Genomic DNA, 18,480 nt, shown 5'->3' on the forward strand with positions numbered 1-18,480 from the left:
TTTCCGGCAGGCGATCGCTTCGATGTGCGGTTGTCACCGAAAAGGTGCAAAATGCTCGATCGGCACCAAAATAGGGATTTTCGTGTGTGCGGAACCATACATTGCACAACCGAGGTGCGCGCTGGGCGGCGTCCGGGCGCATCGAAGCCCCGAAAGGGCGCGCCCCGGCCCTGACGGGGCGCGCCCTCGCGCGTTTCGCGCCGATCTGGCGCATGCATGGCATGGAAGCTGCTACAAAGATCCCGTTCGAATCGGTTGTACGCGGCAAAGAACGCTGCGCTCAGCAGCTCGCTTAACGAGGCGGTCCCAGTCCGCCGGATTTGTTCAATCAGGAGAAGAGGTTATGAGTAAAACCGTCGCCGACGTCATGCAGCTCGTGAAGGACGAGGACGTCAAGTTTGTCGATTTCCGCTTCACGGACACGCGCGGCAAGGAGCAACACGTGTCGGTGCCGGTGTCGGCCTTCGGCGAGGACAAGTTCGAAAGCGGCCACGCGTTCGACGGCTCGTCGATCGCGGGCTGGAAGGGCATCGAGGCGTCGGACATGCTGCTCATGCCGGACCCGAACGCCGCCTTCATCGACCCGTTCTACGAAGAGTCGACCCTCGTTCTGACCTGCGACGTCGTCGAGCCCGCGGACGGCAAGGGCTACGAGCGCGATCCGCGCTCGCTCGCGAAGCGCGCCGAAGCGTACCTGAAGAGCACGGGCATCGGCGACACCGCGTACTTCGGTCCGGAGCCGGAATTCTTCATCTTCGACTCGGTGCAATGGAACACCGACATGTCGGGCTGCTTCGTGAAGATCAACTCGGAAGAAGCGCCGTGGTCGTCGGGCAAGGAATTCGAAGGCGGCAACACGGGCCACCGCCCGGGCGTGAAGGGCGGCTACTTCCCGGTCGCGCCGGTTGACCAGTTCCAGGACATGCGCTCGGAAATGTGCCTGCTGCTCGAGCAGATCGGCATTCCGGTGGAAGTGCACCACCACGAAGTGGCGGGCCAGGGCCAGAACGAAATCGGCACGAAGTTCTCGACGCTCGTCGAGCGCGCGGACTGGACGCAATGGGCGAAGTACATCATCCATAACGTCGCGCACTCGTACGGCAAGACGGCGACGTTCATGCCGAAGCCCGTCGTCGGCGACAACGGCTCGGGCATGCACGTTCACCAGTCGATCTGGAAGGACGGCCAGAACCTGTTCGCGGGCAACGGCTACGCGGGCCTGTCCGAAACGGCGCTCTTCTACATCGGCGGCATCATCAAGCACGCGCGCGCGCTGAACGCGATCACGAACCCGACGACGAACTCCTACAAGCGTCTCGTGCCGCACTTCGAAGCGCCCGTGAAGCTCGCGTACTCGGCGCGCAACCGCTCGGCGTCGATCCGCATTCCGCACGTGTCGAACCCGAAGGGCCGCCGCATCGAAACGCGCTTCCCGGACCCGATGGCGAACCCGTACCTGTGCTTCACCGCGCTGATGATGGCGGGTCTCGACGGCATCCAGAACAAGATCCATCCGGGCGAGGCCGCGGACAAGAACCTGTACGACCTGCCGCCGGAAGAGGATGCAAAGATCCCGACCGTGTGCGCGGGCCTCGACCAGGCGCTCGAAGCACTCGACAACGACCGCGAGTTCTTGACGCGCGGCGGCGTGTTTACGGACGCGATGATCGATGCGTACCTCGGCCTCAAGGAGCAGGAGCTCGCGAAGTTCCGCATGACGACGCACCCGATCGAGTTCGAGATGTACTACTCGCTGTAAGCGGCGATGGCGCTTCGTCTCGTCGGCGGACGAAGCGCCGCGGCGCCCACCGGCCTTCGCGCGGCAACTGCGCGCGAAGGCATCGGGCCTTGAAAGGGGACGGCGGGACGCCGTCCCCTTTTTGCTCCGCCCGCGACGGCGGTTTTTGACACGGCATCCACGCAAGATGGTTCTGAAGAATCTGATCAAGGCCAGGGCCGGCCACCCGGAGCGCTTGTCGGACGACGACCGGCTCGTGCGCTCGGGGCTCCTCACGGGGCTGGAAGCGTTGCCGACGGTCGTGCTCGTGCTCGACCGGCGCACGCTCACGATCGCGTTCGCCAATCCGTCGGCGGAGGCGATGCTCGACATCTCGCGCCGGCAGCTGTCGCAGATGCCGTGGGGCGAGATCTTCCCGAACGCGAGCGAGCTCGCGACGACGATCACCGCGATCGGCGAGGAGCGCTTTCATGCGACGCATCTCGACACCGTGCTCGACCGCCCGGGCCGCGAGCCGCTGCACGTGCACGCGATCGTCGGCTTTCTCGAGGGCGCGCAGGATTTCGTGCTCGTCGAGCTGTTCGAGAACGAGCGGCAGTCGCGCACCGACCGCGAGGAGCGCATCCACGACCTCACGGCCGTCAACAAGCAGCTGATCCGCAATCTCGCGCACGAGATCAAGAACCCGCTCGGCGGGATTCGAGGCGCCGCGCAGTTGCTCGAGTTCGAGCTCGGCGAGCGCGAGCGCGGCGAGCTGCGCGAATACACGCAGGTGATCATCAAGGAATCGGACCGGCTGCAGACGCTCGTCGACCGGCTGCTCGAGCCGCATCGCCATCCGCACATCGTCGGCGACGTGAACATCCACGAAGTGTGCGAACGGGTGCGCGCGGTGATGCTCGCGGAATTTCCGCGCGGCTTGACGATCGAGCGCGATTACGACGTGAGCGTGCCCGATCTGCGCGGCGACAAGGAGCAGCTGATCCAGGCGCTCCTGAACATCGTGCGCAACGCGGCGCAGGCGCTGCGCGAGCGGATCGCGCAGGGCGACGCGAAGATCGAGTTGCGCACGCGCATCGCGCGCAAGGTGACGATCGCCAAGCGCCTGTACAAGCTGGCACTGGACTTGCACGTGATCGACAACGGCCCCGGCATTCCGGACGACATCCGCGACCGGATCTTCTATCCGCTCGTGTCGGGCCGCGACGACGGCAGCGGGCTCGGGCTCACGCTCGCGCAGACGTTCATCCAGCAGCACGACGGGATGATCGAAGTGGACAGCCGGCCGGGCCGAACCGAATTTCAGATTCTGCTGCCGCTCGATCATTGAGCGGCGGCGCAGCGATTCTCCATACCTCTGACCGACTATGAAGCCGATCTGGATAGTAGACGACGACCAATCGATCCGCTGGGTGCTCGAGAAGGCGCTCGCACGCGAGAGCTTCGCGACGAGGAGCTTCGCGAACGTACGCGACGCGCTCGCCGCGCTCGACCAGGAAACGCCGCAGGTGCTCGTATCCGACATCCGGATGCCGGGCGGCTCGGGGCTCGAACTGCTGCAGGCGATGCACGACCGGCTGCCGGGGCTGCCCGTCATCATCATGACGGCGTTCTCGGATCTGGACAGCGCGGTCGCGGCGTTTCAGGGCGGCGCGTTCGAGTATCTCGCCAAGCCGTTCGACGTCGACAAGGCGGTCGAGCTGATCCGGCGCGCGGTCGAAGAGAGCCTGCGCGGCGGCGTGCCCGAGGACGACAAGCTCGCCGAAGCGCCCGAGATGCTCGGCCAGGCGCCCGCGATGCAGGACATGTTTCGCGCGATCGGGCGGCTGTCGCATTCGGCCGCGACCGTGCTGATCACGGGCGAATCGGGCACGGGCAAGGAGCTCGTCGCGCGCGCGCTGCATCGGCACAGCCCGCGCGCGAACGGCCCGTTCATCGCGCTGAACACGGCGGCGATCCCGAAGGATCTGCTCGAATCCGAGCTGTTCGGCCACGAGCGCGGCGCGTTCACGGGCGCGCAGACGACGCGCCAGGGCCGCTTCGAGCAGGCCGAGAACGGCACGCTGTTCCTCGACGAAATCGGCGACATGCCGTTCGACCTGCAAACGCGCCTGTTGCGCGTGCTGTCGGACGGGCAGTTCTATCGCGTCGGCGGCCACAGCCCGCTGCGCGCGAACGTGCGCGTGATCGCGGCGACCCACCAGAACCTCGAGGCGCGCGTGCGGCAGGGGCTCTTCCGGGAAGATCTGTATCACCGGCTCAACGTGATCCGGCTGAGGCTGCCGCCGCTGCGCGAACGCAGCGAGGACATCGCGCTCCTCACGCGGCATTTCCTGCAGAAGAGCGCGCGCGATCTCGGCGTCGAGCCGAAGCGCGTGTCGGACGAGGCGCTCGCGTACCTCACGTCGCTGCCGTTTCCGGGCAACGTCCGGCAGCTCGAGAACCTCGCGAACTGGCTGACGGTGATGGCGCCCGCGCAGACGGTCGAGATCAAGGATCTGCCGCCTGATCTCGTCGCGACGCAGACGGCGTCGGGCAGCGCCGCGCCGGTGGAGGCGGCGGCGAATGCGGACGCATCGGTCGCCGGCAACGGCGCGGCGGAGCCGCACGCGGCGAGCGCGGTGCTCGCCGCACCCGTCGTCGCGAGCGCGCACGCGGCCGTGGGCACGATAGCCGGGCATCCGCTGTGGGAGCACGGGCTGCGGACCGAGGTCGCGCGCCTGCTGCGCGAGAATTCGGCGGACGTGATGGACGCGCTCGCGCGCCGCTTCGAGGCCGCGGTGATTCGCGAGGCGCTCGACTTCACGCGCGGCCGCAAGGTCGAGGCGGCGGAGCGGCTCGGCATCGGCCGCAACACGATCACGCGCAAGATTCAGGAACTGCATCTCGAATCGTGATCCGGCGCGAGGCGATGCGGGCTGCGCGGATGGCGCCCGCATCGGTAGGCTGACGCAAACGGGGCGCTTCGAGCGCCCCGTTTGCATCGGGCGGCGTGGCGATGCGTTCGCAGATGCGCGCGGCGCGGCGCTTGCGTCGCGTTCGGCGCGACGTTCGGCATCGGCGTGGCGTCCGCCGCGGCGCGCCGCCGCCTCGCTTGCGGCGAACGCCGCGCGTCGCCGAGCGGCGGCGGCGGGGGCCGCGCGCAGCGGGCTCAGCCGATCTGCGCGACGACGGGCGTGTGATCGGACGGCTGCTCCCACGTGCGCGGCACGCGATCGACCGTGCAGCTCGTGCAGGTCTCGGCGAGCGCGGGCGACAGCAGGATGTGATCGATCCGCAGCCCCGCGTTGCGGCGGAACGCGAGCATCCGGTAGTCCCACCACGTGAAAGTCTTCTCGGGCTGATCGAAGCGGCGGAACGCATCGGCGAAACCGAGCCCGATCAGTTGCGCGAAGTGCGCGCGCTCCTGCGGCGACACGAGGTTCTGGCCTTCCCATTTCGCGGGATCGTGCACGTCGCGATCCTCGGGCGCGATGTTGTAGTCGCCGAGCAGCGCGAGCTTCGGGTAGCGCCGCAACTCGTCCTTCAGCCACGCCTGCAGCGCGTCGAGCCATTGCATCTTGTAGACGAACTTGTCGGAGTCGAGCGCCTGGCCGTTCGGGAAATACGCGGACACGATCCGCACGCCGCCGACCGTCGCGGCGATGAGGCGCTGCTGTGCATCTTCGAAGCCGGGGATGTTGCGCACGACGTCCGTTTCGTCGAACGGCAGGCTCGCGCGCGCGAGGATCGCGACGCCGTTGTAGGTCTTCTGGCCCGCGAACCAGCTGCGGTAGCCGGCGGCTTCGAGCTCGTCGCTCGGGAATTTCTCGTCGGGGATCTTGAGCTCCTGCAGGCACAGCACGTCGGCGCCGCTCTGTGCGAGCCAGTCGAGCACGTGCTGCTTGCGCACGTTCAGGGAGTTGACGTTCCAGGTGGCGATTTTCATGGGAGGATCGGCAGGATGCGTGAGGCCGTCATCTTACCGCGAGCCATGGACATCCATGACAACGCCGGGGCGAGGCCGGACCGCCGGAGCGCGGAACGCTCGGCGCCGCAGCGGCCGCGGATATCACGAATCGCGCGATGCGCGCCGGCGTACGGTGGCGTGCCCCGATCGCCGCCGCCGCGTCACACCTCGGCCGGATGCTGCGCGGTCAATCCGCGCTCGACCGCATACACCGCGATCTGCACGCGGCTCGTCAGGTTCAGCTTCTTCAGGATGTTCTGCACGTGGATCTTCACCGTGCTCTCGGCGACGTCGAACTCGCGCGCGATCTCCTTGTTGCTCGTGCCGCGCGCGAGCGCGCGCACGATGTCGTGCTCGCGCGGCGTCAACTGGTCGGGATCGACCGACGCGTGCGCGGCGGCGGGCGCGGCGGCCGGCGCGGGCCGTGCGGCGGGCTGCGGCGCGCGCAGGCTCGCGATCCACTTCGCCGTCATGCTCTCGGCGATCACCGGCTCGCCCGCGGCCGCCTTGCGGATGCCCGCGACGAGCGTCTCCGCGTCGATGTTCTTCACGAGAAAGCCGCATGCGCCGTCGCGCAGCGCGGTCGTCAGCTCTTCGGCGTCCTCCGACACCGTGAGGATCACGACGTGCGCGGACGGCACGTCCTGCACGAGCAGTTGCAGCGTTTCGAGCCCCGACAGCCCCGGCATGTTCAGATCGAGCAGGATCACGTCGGGCTGATGCCGCTTCGCGCGCTTCACGCCCTCCACGCCGTCGGACGCTTCGTCGACGACTTCGAAATCCGGCTGGCGTTGCAGCAGCAGCTTGACGCCGCTGCGAAAGAGCGTGTGGTCGTCGATCAACAGTACGCGTATGGTCATGATGCTGGTCCTCGTTCTTGTTCCTATGCCGCCTGTCGCGCGTCGGCGGGCAGCACCAGCTCGACGCGCGCGCCGCGTTGCGGCGCGCCTGTCAACGTGAGCGTCGCGCGCAGGCGGGCGGCGCGCTCGCGCATGATCGTGAGTCCGACGTGCGTGTCCGCGCGCGCGGCGAGCGCGGCCGGATCGTAGCCGCAGCCGTCGTCGGCGACGGACAGCCGGAACGCGGCGCCGTTGTCGACTTCGACGGCGACGTGCCGTGCGTGCGCGTGCTTGCGCACGTTCGACAACGCTTCCTGCAGGATGAACAGCACCTGCAACTGCTCGTCGGGCGGCAGCGGCGCGCCGCTTGTCTCGCGATAGTCGAGCGCGCACGCGATGCGCGTCTGCTTCTCGAAGCGCGCGATCGTTTCCTCGATCGCCGCCTTCAGCTCGCCTTGCGCGAGGCGCGTGCGGAAGTTCAGCAGCAGCTCGCGCACGTCCGCGTAGCTTTGCTCGACGCCATGCTTGAGCATCGGCACGATGTCGCGCGCATCGGCGAGATTGTCGTGCGCGATCGCGTCGCCGAGCATCTGCGTCTGCAGGTTCACGAAATTCAGGCTCTGCGCGATGCTGTCGTGCAGCCCCTGCGCGACGAGATTGCGCTCTTCGGCGACCGCGAGCTGCCGGGCGCTCGCCGACAGCCGCACGTGATCGAGCGCGATCCCGAGATGGCGGCCGAGCGTCTCGAGCACGCGCCGCTCGTCGGCGGGCAGCCGCGACGCATCGCGATAATGCAGCGAGAACGAGCCGAGCACCGCGTCCTGCGTCATCACCCTGAACACCGCGACGGCCGCGAAGCCTTCGCGCGAGCACGGCGTCGGCGAGTGCGCGGCGCCGCCGCGCAGGTCGTGCAGCACGGCCGTCTCGGCGCGCGTCGCGGTGCCGCAGAAGCAGTCGTCGACGGGCATGCAGCGCTCGAGATCGGTGAGCTCGGCCGACAGCCCCTCGGCGATCACGAGGTGCAGCTTCTCGCCCGTCGGATCGGTGACGCGGATGCTGCCCGCGTCGGCGTCGAATTGCGCGATCGTGCGCGACAGGAAGCCCGCGCACATCTCGTCGACGGCCTGCGGGCGGTTCAGGAACGCGGTGATCTCGTAGAGCGCGCTCAACTCGCGGTTCTGCGCGGCGAGCTGCGCGGTTTTCTGCTGCACGCGTTCCTCGAGCCCCGCGTAGACCTCCTGCAGCTCGCTCGCCATCCGGTTGAAGCCGCGCGCGAGATCGCCGAACTCGTCGCGCGTCTGCACGGGCAGCCGCACCGCGAATTCGCGCGCGGCCATCCGCTTCAGGCCGTCGCGCAGCTGCATCACGGGCAGGATGATCCACAGGAACAGCAGATAGATGACGGCGACCGTGCCCGAGCAGGCGAGCAGGCCGAGCACGATCTGCGACAGGCGCAGCCACGTCGTCTTGCGCGCGTTGTCCGATTCGATCTCGCGCACGAGCAGATCGGCTTCGTCGACGAAGCCCGGCAGCGCGACGAGATAGGCGGCGGCCGCGTCAGGCTGAGGCGCGCCCGGCAGCGCCGCGGCGGCGAGCGGGCGCAGCGTGCCGCTCCAGCGGTCGGTGACGATGTCGAGCTGATGCCGGATGACGGACGTGTTCGGCAGGAAGAGGGGGCGCGACGGATCGCCGCGGCGCAGCCGCGCGAGCGTGCCGTCGATCGTGTCGACCTCGGCCGCGAGCTGGCGGCGCGGCTCGACGCCCGCGCCCGTCATCTCGACGTACGTGCGCGTCGCGCGCATCCGCAGGCTGCCGGCGTCGTTGATCGCCGCGCCCGCGCCTTCGAGCTGCCACGACAGCCACAGCGTGCCGCCCACCATCGCGAGGACGAGCGCCCACGCGATCGCCGAGAGCGCGACGATCCGCGTCGACAGGCGGTGCCGCCACGGGGCGGGGGAGTCGGGGAGGGCGGGGGTCATAGCACGTCATGATTTTTTTGAACATGACAATTGTCCTGCCGAATGTTGCGCCCCCGATGCGACATTCCGGCGCGTGAGGCATCGCGGCGCACCCGCCCGGCGCGCCGCGATGCGTTTGCTCCGACCCCGCTCGAACCGCGCCTAGCGGCGTGTGCGCACGAGCTGCCACGCGCGGCCGACGTACGTGACCGACGCGAAGCCGCTCCACACATGAACGAGCCGCGTGAACGGGAAGATCGCGAAAAGCGAGATGCCCATGAACAGGTGCGCCTTGAAGAGCAACGGCGCGTCGGCGACGTAGCTCGCCGCGTCGCCGCGGAACGTGACGATGTGCTGCGCCCAGGTCATCAGTTGCACCATCAGATGGCCGTCGGTGTGGCTCGCCGATTCGAAGATCGTCGACAGGCCGAGCACCAGCGTGACGAGGAGCCACGCGAGCAGCACCTTGTCGCCGCGGCGCGTGACGGCCGCGATGCGGGCGTTCGTCAGGCGCCGGTGCAGCAGGATCGCGAGGCCCGCGAGCGCGAGCGAGCCCATCACGCCGCCCGCCGTCATCGCGACGAGCTGCTTGAAGTGATGCGTGACGCCGAGCGCGTCCCACACCGCCACGGGCGTGAGCAGCCCGACGAGGTGCCCGAAGAAGAGCCCGAGCACGCCGACGTGAAAGAGGATGTTGCCCGTGCGCAGCGCGCCGCGATGCAAGAGCTGCGAGCTGTCGGACTTCCACGTGTACTGCTCGCGCTCGAAGCGCGCGAGGCTGCCGAACAGGAAGATGGCGGCGGCGATATACGGATAGATGCCGTAGACGAACGTATTCAGATAATCCATGACGTGACCTCGAAACGGGTTCGCGACGCCCCCGCGTCACGCGCGGGGAGCGGGCGTCGCCGCGCGGCGCGGCGGATGAAAGCGGATCGGCTGCGCGTTCGACGCGTTCGACGCGTTCGCCGCGGGCGCGAGGAGCGGCTCGACGCCGTCGTGGCCGGGGCCGAAGCGCTCGAGCGCTTCGTCCATCGTGCGCGGCGGCGGCTCGGCGACGGGCCGCGGCTCGACGGGCGAGCGCGCGCGCAGCGCCGCGAACGCGGCCGCATACGGGCTCTGCGCGCGCGCGAGGCGCTCGCCGAGCGCGGCGAGCACGTCGATCGCGTCGCCGAGAAGCCGCGCCGCGTGATCGGCGTCGCCGTCGTCCTCGATCGCGCCGAGGAACTCGACGAAGAGCGGCACGTAGTCGGGCAGCTCGCTGCCGACGGGCTCGAAGCCGCGGCGGCGGTATTCGTCGAGCAGATCGACCATCGCCTGGCCGCGGTCGCGGCTCTCGCCGTGCACGTGCTCGAACAGATGCAGCGAGTGCGACGGCGTGCGGTCGAACGTCGCGACGTAACGCTCCTGCAGCTCGATGAGCGGCGCGGCGCGCAGCGATTCGACGAGCGGCGCGAGCGTCGCGCGCGCGTCGGGGAACGCGTCGAGCGCGCGCTCGACGTCGGGCAGCGCGTCGAGCAGCTCCGGCTCGGGATAGGTCAGGAGGGCGGACAGAATCGGATAGATCGACATGACGTTTTCCTCGTGCGATGCGCTCATGCGGCGCTCGCTTTCTTGCGCGTGACGCTCGGCAGCGCCGCGTACGACACCGCCGTTTCCTTCTTGCGGCCGAACAGCGTGCCGTCCGACGTGCCGCCGGAGCAGCCGTTGCCGAACGAGAAGCCGCAACTGCCTTTCTCGTCGAAGCTGTCCTCGGCCATTTCCTTGTGCGACGACGGAATCACGAAGCGGTCCTCGTAGTTCGCGATCGCCATCAGCTGATACATGTCCTCGACCTGCTCGGCGGTGAGCCCGACCTGTTCGAGCACCTGCGCGTCGTGCTCGCCGTGCACGGTCTGCGCGCGCTTGTACGCGCGCATCGCGAGCATCCGGTCGAGCGCGGCGGCGATCGGCGCTTCGTCGCCGGCCGTCAAGAGGTTCGCGAGATAGCGCAGCGGAATCCGCAGGCTGCGCACGTCGGGAATCACGCCGTTCATCCCCATGTGCCCCGACTGCGCGGCGCCCTGGATCGGCGAGAGCGGCGGCACATACCAGACCATCGGCAGCGTCCGGTATTCCGGATGCAGCGGGAACGCGACCTTCCATTCGCACGCCATCCGGTACACGGGCGAGCGTTTCGCCGCGTCGATCCAGCTTTGCGGGACGCCGTCGGCGAGCGCCTGGCGCTCGATCGCCGGATCGTGCGGATCGACGAACACCGCGAGCTGCTCTTCGTAGAGCTGTTGCGGATCGGCGACGGATGCGGCCTGCTCGATGCGGTCCGCGTCATAGAGCATCACGCCGAGATAGCGGATGCGGCCGACACAGGTTTCCGAGCACACGGTCGGCTGGCCGGCCTCGATGCGCGGGAAGCAGAACACGCACTTCTCGGCCTTGCCCGTCTGCCAGTTGAAGTAGATCTTCTTGTACGGGCACCCGGAGATGCACATGCGCCAGCCGCGGCACTTGTCCTGGTCGACGAGCACGATGCCGTCGTCCTCGCGCTTGTAGACGGAGCCGGACGGGCACGACGCGACGCAGGTCGGGTTCAGGCAATGCTCGCAAAGGCGCGGCAGGTACATCATGAAGGTGTTCTCGAACGTCGAGTACATCTCCTTCTGCACGGCCTCGAACAGCTTGTCGCGGCTGCGCGACTTGAACTCGCCGCCGAGATCGTCTTCCCAGTTCGGCCCCCATTCGATCTTCTCCATCTTCTGGCCGGTGATCGCGGAGACCGGGCGCGCGGTCGGCGGCGTCTGCGAGAGCGGCGCGTTCTGCAGATGCGCGTAGTCGTACGTGAACGGCTCGTAGTAATCGTCGATCGCGGGCAGGTTCGGATTCGCGAAGATGTTCGCGAGGATCTTCAGCTTGCCGCCCTGGCGCGGCTCGAGCTTGCCGGCGTCGTTGCGCTTCCAGCCGCCTTGCCACTTGTCCTGGTTCTCCCACTCGCGCGGGTAGCCGACGCCCGGCTTCGTCTCGACGTTGTTGAACCACGCATACTCGACGCCGTCGCGCGAGGTCCACACGTTCTTGCAGGTGACGGAGCAGGTGTGGCAACCGATGCATTTGTCGAGATTGAGCACCATCGCCACTTGTGCGCGGATCTTCATTGTTCTGCTCCTTCGTTAAGCGGCTCTTCGAGCCAGTCCACCCGGTTCATCTTGCGCACGATCACGTATTCGTCGCGGTTGCTGCCGACGGTGCCGTAGTAGTTGAAGCCGTACGCGAGCTGCGCGTAGCCGCCGATCATGTGCGTCGGCTTCGTCACGGTGCGCGTGACCGAGTTGTGAATGCCGCCGCGCTTGCCGCTCGTCTCCGCGCCGGGCACGTTCACGATCTTTTCCTGCGCGTGATACATGAGGCACATGCCGGCCGGCACGCGCTGCGACACGACCGCGCGCGCGGTCAGCGTGCCGTTCACGTTGAACACCTCGACCCAGTCGTTGTCGCGGATGCCGGCCTGCTGCGCCTCGGCCTCCGAGATCCACACGTGCGGGCCGCCGCGCGAGAGCGTCAGCATCCGCAGGTTGTCCGAGTAGGTCGAGTGGATGCCCCATTTCTGGTGCGGCGTGATCCAGTTCAGCACGAGCTCGGGCTGGCCGTTCGACATCCGCTTGTGCAGCGGCGCGACGGTCTTCGTGTCGATCGCCGGCCGGTACGCGCACGAGCCTTCGCCGAAGTCGAGCATCCAGCGGTGATCCTGATAGAACTGCTGGCGGCCCGTGAGCGTGCGCCACGGAATCAGCTCGTGAACGTTCGTGTAGCCGGCGTTGTAGCTCACTTCCTCCGATTCGAGGCCCGACCACGTCGGCGCGGAGATGATCTTGCGCGGCTGCGCCTGCACGTCGCGAAAGCGAATCTTGTCGTGCTCGCGGCCGATCGCGAGGTGCGTGTGATCGCGGCCCGTGATCTTCGAGAGCGCGTCCCATGCCTTCACCGCGACGTGGCCGTTCGTCTCCGGCGCGAACGTGAGGATCATCTCGGCCGCGTCGATCGCGGTGTCGAGGCGAGGGCGGCCGCGGCTCACGCCGGGCTCGGCGACCGTGTCCGACAGCGCGCCGATCTCCTTCACCTCATGCTCGGTGTTCCACGTGATGCCCTTGCCGCCGTTGCCGAGCTTGTCGAGGAGCGGCCCGATCGACGTGAACTTCTTGTGGATGTCGCCGTAGTTGCGCTCGACGACGGTCATCGACGGCGCGGTCTTGCCGGGGATCAGGTCGCATTCGCCGCGGCGCCAGTCCTTCGGCTCGAACGGCTGGCCGAGCTCGCCGGGCGTGTCGTGCATGAGCGGCGTGCAAACGAGGTCGCGCCGCGTGCCGAGGTACGGCCCCGCGATCTCGCTGAACTTCTTCGCGATCGCCTTGTAGATCTCCCAGTCGGTCTTGCTTTCCCACAGCGGCTGCACGGCTTCGGACAGCGGATGGATGAACGGGTGCATGTCCGACGTGTTGAGGTCGTCCTTCTCGTACCAGGTCGCGGTCGGCAGCACGATGTCGCCGTACAGGCACGTGGTGCTCATCCGGAAGTCGAGCACCGTGAGCAGGTCGAGCTTGCCTTCGGCGGCGTCGCGCACGTGCACCTCGGACGGCTTGAGCGCATCCGCCTCGTCGCTGAAGAGCGCGTTCTGCGTGCCGAGCAGGTATTTGAGGAAATACTCGTGGCCCTTGCCCGAGCTGCCCAGAATGTTCGAGCGCCACACGAACATGTTGCGCGGGAAGTTCGCGGGGTTGTCGGGATCGTCGCACGCGAACGCGAGCTTGCCGCTCTTGAGCATCTCGATTGCGTACGCGACGGGCTCCTTGCCCGCGCGCTCGGCTTCGTCGACGACGTCGAGCGGATTCTTGCCGAGCTGCGGCGCGGACGGCAGCCAGCCCATCCGCTCGGACTTCGCGTTCAGGTCGAGCAGCGTCATGCCTTCGTACTTCGAACGATCGGCGGTCGGCCCGAGGATCTCGTCCACCGCGAGCTTTTCGTGACGCCACTGGCTCGTGTGGTTGTAGAAGAACGACGTGCCGTTCATCTGGCGCGGCGGGCGCGACCAGTCGAGCGCGAACGCGAGCGGCGCCCAGCCGAACTGCGGACGCAGCTTCTCCTGGCCGACGTAGTGCGCCCAGCCGCCGCCGCTCTGGCCGATGCAGCCGCACATCATCAGCAGGTTGATGATGCCGCGGTAGATCATGTCGTTGTGATACCAGTGGTTGAGCGCCGCGCCGACGATCACCATGCTCTTGCCGCGCGTGCGGTCCGCGTTGTCGGCGAACTCGCGCGCGACCTGGATCACGAGGTGGCGCGCGACGCCCGTGTGCTTTTCCTGCCACGCGGGCGTGTAGGGCACGTCGTCGTCGAAGCTCGCCGCGACGTTCGGGCCGCCGAGGCCCTGGTCGACGCCGTAGTTCGCCATCTGCAGGTCGTACACGGTCGCGACGAGCGCGCTTGTGCCGTCGGCGAGCGCGACGCGCTTCGCGGCCACGCGGCGCGCGAGCAGCGATTCGTGCTCGCCGCCGAAGTACGGGAAGCCGACGTCGACGATTTCGTCGTGCGCATCGACGAGCGAAAGCTTCGGATCGATCGCGCGGCCGCTGCCGCCGTCCTTCATTTCGAGATTCCAGTGGCCGACCTTCTCGCCGCCGTTGTGCGCGGCCTCGCCCCAACGAAAGCCGATCGAGCCGTTCGGCGCGACGATGTCGCCCGTCGAGGCGTCGATCGCGAGCGTCTTCCATTCCGGATGGTTCGCTTCGTTCAGCGAATCGGCGAGGTGCGACGCGCGCAGGAAGTGGTCGGGCACGAGCACGCCGTCGCGCTCGCGCAGCAGCACGAGCATCGGCATGTCGGTGTATTGCTTCACGTAGTCGCGGAAGTACGCGGATTTGTTCGCCGCGTGGAATTCCTTCAGCACGACGTGGCCCATCGCCATCGCGAGCGCGGCGTCGGTGCCTTGCTTCGGCGCGAGCCAGATGTCGCCGAACTTGACCATCTCGCCGTAGTCGGACGAGATCGCGACCGTCTTCGTCCCCTTGTAGCGGACCTCGGTGTAGAAGTGCGCGTCGGGCGTGCGCGTCTGCGGCACGTTCGAGCCCCAGACGAGCAGGTAGCTCGAGTTGTACCAGTCGGCCGATTCGGGCACGTCGGTCTGCTCGCCCCACACCTGCGGGCTCGCGGGCGGCAGGTCGCAGTACCAGTCGTAGAACGACAGGCATGCGCCGCCGATCAGGCTCAGGTAGCGCGCGCCCGCCGCGTACGACACCATCGACATCGCCGGAATCGGCGAGAAGCCGACCACGCGGTCCGGGCCGTAGCGCTTGATCGTGTACGCGTTCGCGGCGGCGATGAGCTCGGTCGCGGTGTTCCAGTCGGCGCGCACGAAGCCGCCCAGTCCGCGCACGCTCTTGTAGCGGCGCGCCTTCTCCGGATTCTGGCTGATCGATTCCCACGCGGCGATCGGGTCCATCGTCTTGCGCGCCTCGCGCCACATTTCCATCAGGCGGCCGCGGATCATCGGGTACTTGACGCGCTGCGCGGAGTAGACGTACCAGCTGTAGGACGCGCCGCGCGGGCAGCCGCGCGGCTCGTGGTTCGGCAGATCGGCGCGGGTGCGCGGATAGTCGGTCTGCTGGGTTTCCCACGTGATGAGGCCGTTCTTCACGTAGACCTTCCACGAGCAGGAGCCGGTGCAGTTCACGCCGTGCGTCGAGCGGACGATCTTGTCGTGCTGCCAGCGGCTGCGGTAGCCGTTTTCCCAGCGCCGGTCCTCGTCGACGACGGCGCCGTGGCCGTCGGAGAACGTGGATTTCACGCGCGACATGAACTTCAGCCGATCCAGAAAGTGACTCATCGTGTGTTTCTCCAAGGGCATCCGCGGTCGCCCTCGGGTGCTGCGAATGCTTGTGTCAGGGGACACTCCGAGATTACGGCGCGTGCGCTCGCGCGCCCATTCGCCGATGGAGCGGGACAGGGGAGGGAGAAGAACTAGTTCGAAAGAACTAGAGGGCGCGGCGCGCCCTGGCGGAATGCATGTCCGGTGCGGCGGCGTGTCGCAGCGCGCCGCGTCCGGAAAGGGGCTGCGTCAGCGCGCGTTCAGCACGGCATCGACGCGTTGCGGCGCGCGTAGAACCACCAGGTGATCGCGACGCACGACACGTAGAACGCGATGAAGCACGCGAGCGCCGGCACGGCCGAGCCCGTGATGTCGAGCGACGTGCCGAAGCTCTTCGGAATGAAGAAGCCGCCGTACGCGCCGATCGCGCCCGAAAAGCCGAGCACCGCGGCCGATTCCTTGCCGGCGTCGAGCACCGCCTGCTTCTGCGCGGCTTCGTCCTGGCCCTGCGCCGCACGCTGCCGCTCGGTGAGGAAGATCACGGGAATCATCCGGAACGTCGAGCCGTTGCCGACGCCCGTCAGCGCGAACAGCACGATGAACATCGCGAGGAAGCCCGCGAAATTGCCCGCGTCGCTGCCCGACGGCAGGAACGCGATCACGCCCGCGACCGCCGCGATCATCGCGGCGAAGGTCCAGAAGGTCACGCGCGCGCCGCCGATCCGGTCGGACACCCAGCCGCCGACGGGCCGCATCAGCGCGCCCGCGAGCGGGCCGATGAACGCGTACGCGGTCGGATTCACGCTCGGGAAGAGCGCCTTCGTGAGGAGCGCGAAGCCCGCGGAGAAACCGATGAACGAGCCGAAGGTGCCGACGTACAGCCAGCACATCAGCCAGTTGTGCAGCCGGCGGAAGATCACTGCCTGCTCGGCGAACGACGCCTTCGCGTCGGCGATGTCGTTCATCCCGAACCACGCGGCGAGCGTCGCGACGACGATGAACGGCACCCACACGAAGCCCGCGTTCTGCAGCCACAGGCTCGTCGTCGTGCCGTGCGCGGAGACGGTCTGCGGATCGCCCGCGAGTGCGCCGAAGAGGCCGGCCGAGATCACGAGCGGCGTGACGAACTGCACGACGGACACCCCCAAATTGCCGATCCCCGCATTGAGCCCCGTGGCGAGCCCTTTCTTCGCCTTCGGGAAGAAGAAGCTGATGTTCGCCATCGACGAGCTGAAGTTCGCGCCGCCGAAGCCGCAGAGGAGCGCGAGGATGAGGAGCGTCGGATAGCCCGTGCCCGGATCGCGCAGCGCGAAGCCCATCCCGAGCGCGGGGATCAGGAGCGTCGCGGTCGAGATCGCGGTGAAGCGGCGGCCGCCGAAGATCGGCACGAGGAACGAATAGAAGATGCGCAGCGTCGCGCCCGAGAGCGCGGGCAGCGCGGTGAGCCAGAACAGCTGGTTCTTGCTGAAGTGAAAGCCGGCGCGATCGAGATTGACGACGACGACGCTCCAGAGCGACCAGACGACGAACGCGAGCATCAGCGCGGGAATCGAGATCGCGAGATTGCGCCACGCGACGGGGCGCCCCTTGGCTTGCCAGAAGGCCGGGTTTTCGGGGTCCCAGCGCACGAGTAGAGAAGTGGACATGATCGAATCCGTTGAGTGAACGAAGATGACGAAGGAACTGCTCACGCGGAGCGGGCGGCGAGCACGCGCTGGTCGTGCGCCGCGCGCTCGGCGCGGAAGCTGAAGTACATCCAGACGAGGCTCACGCTGACGGCGCCGTAGAGCAGCATGAAGCAGGTCGAGCGCACGCCCGTCAGATCGACGAGTGCGCCGAACAGGATCGGCAGCGCGAAGCCGGCGAGGCCGCCCGCGAGACCGACGATGCCCGACACCGCGCCGATGTCGTCCGAGAACTCGTCGGCGATGAACTTGAAGACCGACGCCTTGCCGACCGCCATCGCGATGCCGACCGCGAACAGCAGCACGGTGAACATGACGGGCGTGAGCGACAGATGGAAGCCGAGCGGGCCGTGCGCGGCGCGGATCGTGAAGTCGGTCGGCGGATAGCTGAGCAGGAAGAACATCACCCAGCACACCCACATCACCCACCAGGTGGTGCGATACGCGCCGTAGCGGTCGGACAGCCAGCCGCCGATCGCGCGCAGCACGCCGCCCGGCAGCGAGAAGCACGCGGCGAGGAACGCGGCCGACTGGATGCCGAAGCCGTATTCGCCGACGTAGTACTGCGTGAGCCACAGCGACAGCCCCACATAGCCGCCGAACACGACCGAGTAGTACTGCGAGTAGCGCCACACGCGCGGGTCCTTCAGCACGCGCAGCTGCGCGCGCAGCGACGTCGCGTTTGTCGAGCGGTGCGCGGGATCGGTCGCGGAGAACACCCAGAAGATGAGCGCCATCGCGAGCATCGCGATCGAATAGACGCGCGGCACGATGGTCCACGTGCCGGCCGCGGCGATGAGCGCGGGCGCGACGAACTTGTTGACGGCCGCGCCCGAGTTGCCGGCGCCGAACACGCCCATCGCGAGGCCCTGGCGCGCCTTCGGGAACCAGCGCGCGACGTACGGCGTGCCGACCGAGAACGAGCCGCCCGCGAGCCCGACGAAGAGGCCGAGCACGAGGAACTGCCAGAGCTCGGTCGCGTACGCGATCAGCCAGATCGGCGCGACGGTGACGAGCATCAGGATGAAGAACACGATGCGCCCGCCGTAGCGGTCGGTCCAGATGCCGAGCGGCACGCGGATCAGCGAGCCGGTGAGCACGGGCATCGCGGCGATGAGGCCGAATTCGGTGTCGTTCAGGCCGAGCGTTTTCTTGAGCGGAATGCCGAGGATCGCGAACATCATCCAGACGGCGAAGCACAGCGTGAACGCAATCGTGCTCGACGCGAGCACGGGCATCGCGCGCTTGTCGAGCGATGCGGGAGGAGCGGAGATTGAAGCCATGACGATTCTCTCGGGACGAGGAGGAGCGTCTCAAGAGTAGGGACGGGCGGCGCGCTTGCCTATTCGCCGGGAGAACGGGCGCGTGCGTGCCGATGGGTCGACCGGACTAGTTCGATCGGCGGGTGCGCGGCGGCGTGTGTGACGATTGTTTGAAATAAAGTTTGACGTACCTGCT

12 protein-coding genes are annotated in these 18,480 nt (G+C 67.8%); 3 read left to right on the plus strand and 9 right to left on the minus strand.

Going from position 1 to position 18,480, the window contains the following annotated elements; all coding sequences use genetic code 11:
• Positions 1 to 343 precede the first annotated feature (343 nt).
• The 3 genes from glnA to ntrC all read left to right on the plus strand — a co-directional run bounded on the left by glnA (position 344) and on the right by ntrC (position 4,635).
• On the plus strand, positions 344 to 1,759 hold the full coding sequence (gene glnA / locus WT60_RS07640) for a type I glutamate--ammonia ligase (RefSeq protein ID WP_038748777.1): 1,416 nt from the start codon (positions 344 to 346) through the stop codon (positions 1,757 to 1,759).
• Between the two features lie 166 nt (positions 1,760 to 1,925).
• On the plus strand, positions 1,926 to 3,068 hold the full coding sequence (gene glnL, locus WT60_RS07645; RefSeq protein ID WP_038748779.1) for a nitrogen regulation protein NR(II): 1,143 nt from the start codon (positions 1,926 to 1,928) through the stop codon (positions 3,066 to 3,068).
• 37 nt (positions 3,069 to 3,105) lie between these two features.
• Positions 3,106 to 4,635 (plus strand): nitrogen regulation protein NR(I), encoded by a 1,530-nt coding sequence (gene ntrC / locus WT60_RS07650; RefSeq protein ID WP_059577140.1) that lies wholly within the window; start codon positions 3,106 to 3,108, stop codon positions 4,633 to 4,635.
• A gap of 254 nt (positions 4,636 to 4,889) precedes the next feature.
• Here ntrC and xth read toward each other — a convergent pair whose 3' ends face one another.
• The 9 genes from xth to WT60_RS07700 form a co-directional block, all read right to left on the minus strand.
• Positions 4,890 to 5,666, minus strand: a complete 777-nt coding sequence (gene xth / locus WT60_RS07660; RefSeq protein ID WP_060355397.1) for an exodeoxyribonuclease III — start codon at positions 5,664 to 5,666, stop codon at positions 4,890 to 4,892.
• A gap of 182 nt (positions 5,667 to 5,848) precedes the next feature.
• The gene (locus WT60_RS07665; RefSeq protein WP_038748785.1) at positions 5,849 to 6,547 is read right to left on the minus strand and encodes a response regulator; all 699 of its coding nucleotides are present in this window, start codon (positions 6,545 to 6,547) and stop codon (positions 5,849 to 5,851) included.
• Between the two features lie 23 nt (positions 6,548 to 6,570).
• A complete protein-coding gene (locus WT60_RS07670) occupies positions 6,571 to 8,505 on the minus strand; it encodes a type IV pili methyl-accepting chemotaxis transducer N-terminal domain-containing protein (protein ID WP_060355398.1) in 1,935 nt (644 codons plus the stop codon).
• 141 nt (positions 8,506 to 8,646) lie between these two features.
• Positions 8,647 to 9,333: a respiratory nitrate reductase subunit gamma gene (gene narI, locus WT60_RS07675; RefSeq protein ID WP_038748789.1), complete on the minus strand. Its 687-nt coding sequence runs from the start codon at positions 9,331 to 9,333 to the stop codon at positions 8,647 to 8,649.
• 36 nt (positions 9,334 to 9,369) lie between these two features.
• Positions 9,370 to 10,083, minus strand: coding sequence for a nitrate reductase molybdenum cofactor assembly chaperone (narJ, locus tag WT60_RS07680; protein WP_060355399.1), 714 nt, complete (start codon positions 10,081 to 10,083; stop codon positions 9,370 to 9,372).
• Positions 10,080 to 11,633 carry a nitrate reductase subunit beta gene (gene narH / locus WT60_RS07685; protein ID WP_060355400.1) on the minus strand — a complete coding sequence of 518 codons (1,554 nt, stop codon included), beginning with the start codon at positions 11,631 to 11,633 and terminating at the stop codon, positions 10,080 to 10,082. The genes narJ and narH overlap by 4 nt, the downstream gene beginning before the upstream one ends.
• A complete protein-coding gene (locus WT60_RS07690; RefSeq protein WP_059669605.1) occupies positions 11,630 to 15,355 on the minus strand; it encodes a nitrate reductase subunit alpha in 3,726 nt (1,241 codons plus the stop codon). Before WT60_RS07690 ends, narH begins: the two co-directional genes overlap by 4 nt.
• Positions 15,356 to 15,597: 242 nt before the next feature.
• The gene (locus WT60_RS07695; RefSeq protein WP_038748795.1) at positions 15,598 to 16,983 is read right to left on the minus strand and encodes a NarK family nitrate/nitrite MFS transporter; all 1,386 of its coding nucleotides are present in this window, start codon (positions 16,981 to 16,983) and stop codon (positions 15,598 to 15,600) included.
• Between the two features lie 41 nt (positions 16,984 to 17,024).
• Positions 17,025 to 18,305: a nitrate/nitrite transporter gene (locus tag WT60_RS07700; protein ID WP_038748797.1), complete on the minus strand. Its 1,281-nt coding sequence runs from the start codon at positions 18,303 to 18,305 to the stop codon at positions 17,025 to 17,027.
• Between the last annotated feature and the right edge of the window lie 175 nt (positions 18,306 to 18,480).

Source organism: Burkholderia sp. MSMB617WGS, assembly GCF_001532025.2.
GTDB classification, from domain to species: Bacteria; Pseudomonadota; Gammaproteobacteria; order Burkholderiales; family Burkholderiaceae; genus Burkholderia; species Burkholderia savannae.

Coding starts and splice junctions, on each gene's coding strand:
- glnA (WP_038748777.1), top strand. CDS start 344: ATGAGTAAAACCGTCGCCGACGTCATGCAGCTCGTGAAGGACGAGGAC.
- glnL (WP_038748779.1), top strand. CDS start 1,926: ATGGTTCTGAAGAATCTGATCAAGGCCAGGGCCGGCCACCCGGAGCGC.
- ntrC (WP_059577140.1), top strand. CDS start 3,106: ATGAAGCCGATCTGGATAGTAGACGACGACCAATCGATCCGCTGGGTG.
- xth (WP_060355397.1), bottom strand. CDS start 5,666: ATGAAAATCGCCACCTGGAACGTCAACTCCCTGAACGTGCGCAAGCAG.
- WT60_RS07665 (WP_038748785.1), bottom strand. CDS start 6,547: ATGACCATACGCGTACTGTTGATCGACGACCACACGCTCTTTCGCAGC.
- WT60_RS07670 (WP_060355398.1), bottom strand. CDS start 8,505: ATGACCCCCGCCCTCCCCGACTCCCCCGCCCCGTGGCGGCACCGCCTG.
- narI (WP_038748789.1), bottom strand. CDS start 9,333: ATGGATTATCTGAATACGTTCGTCTACGGCATCTATCCGTATATCGCC.
- narJ (WP_060355399.1), bottom strand. CDS start 10,083: ATGAGCGCATCGCACGAGGAAAACGTCATGTCGATCTATCCGATTCTG.
- narH (WP_060355400.1), bottom strand. CDS start 11,633: ATGAAGATCCGCGCACAAGTGGCGATGGTGCTCAATCTCGACAAATGC.
- WT60_RS07690 (WP_059669605.1), bottom strand. CDS start 15,355: ATGAGTCACTTTCTGGATCGGCTGAAGTTCATGTCGCGCGTGAAATCC.
- WT60_RS07695 (WP_038748795.1), bottom strand. CDS start 16,983: ATGTCCACTTCTCTACTCGTGCGCTGGGACCCCGAAAACCCGGCCTTC.
- WT60_RS07700 (WP_038748797.1), bottom strand. CDS start 18,305: ATGGCTTCAATCTCCGCTCCTCCCGCATCGCTCGACAAGCGCGCGATG.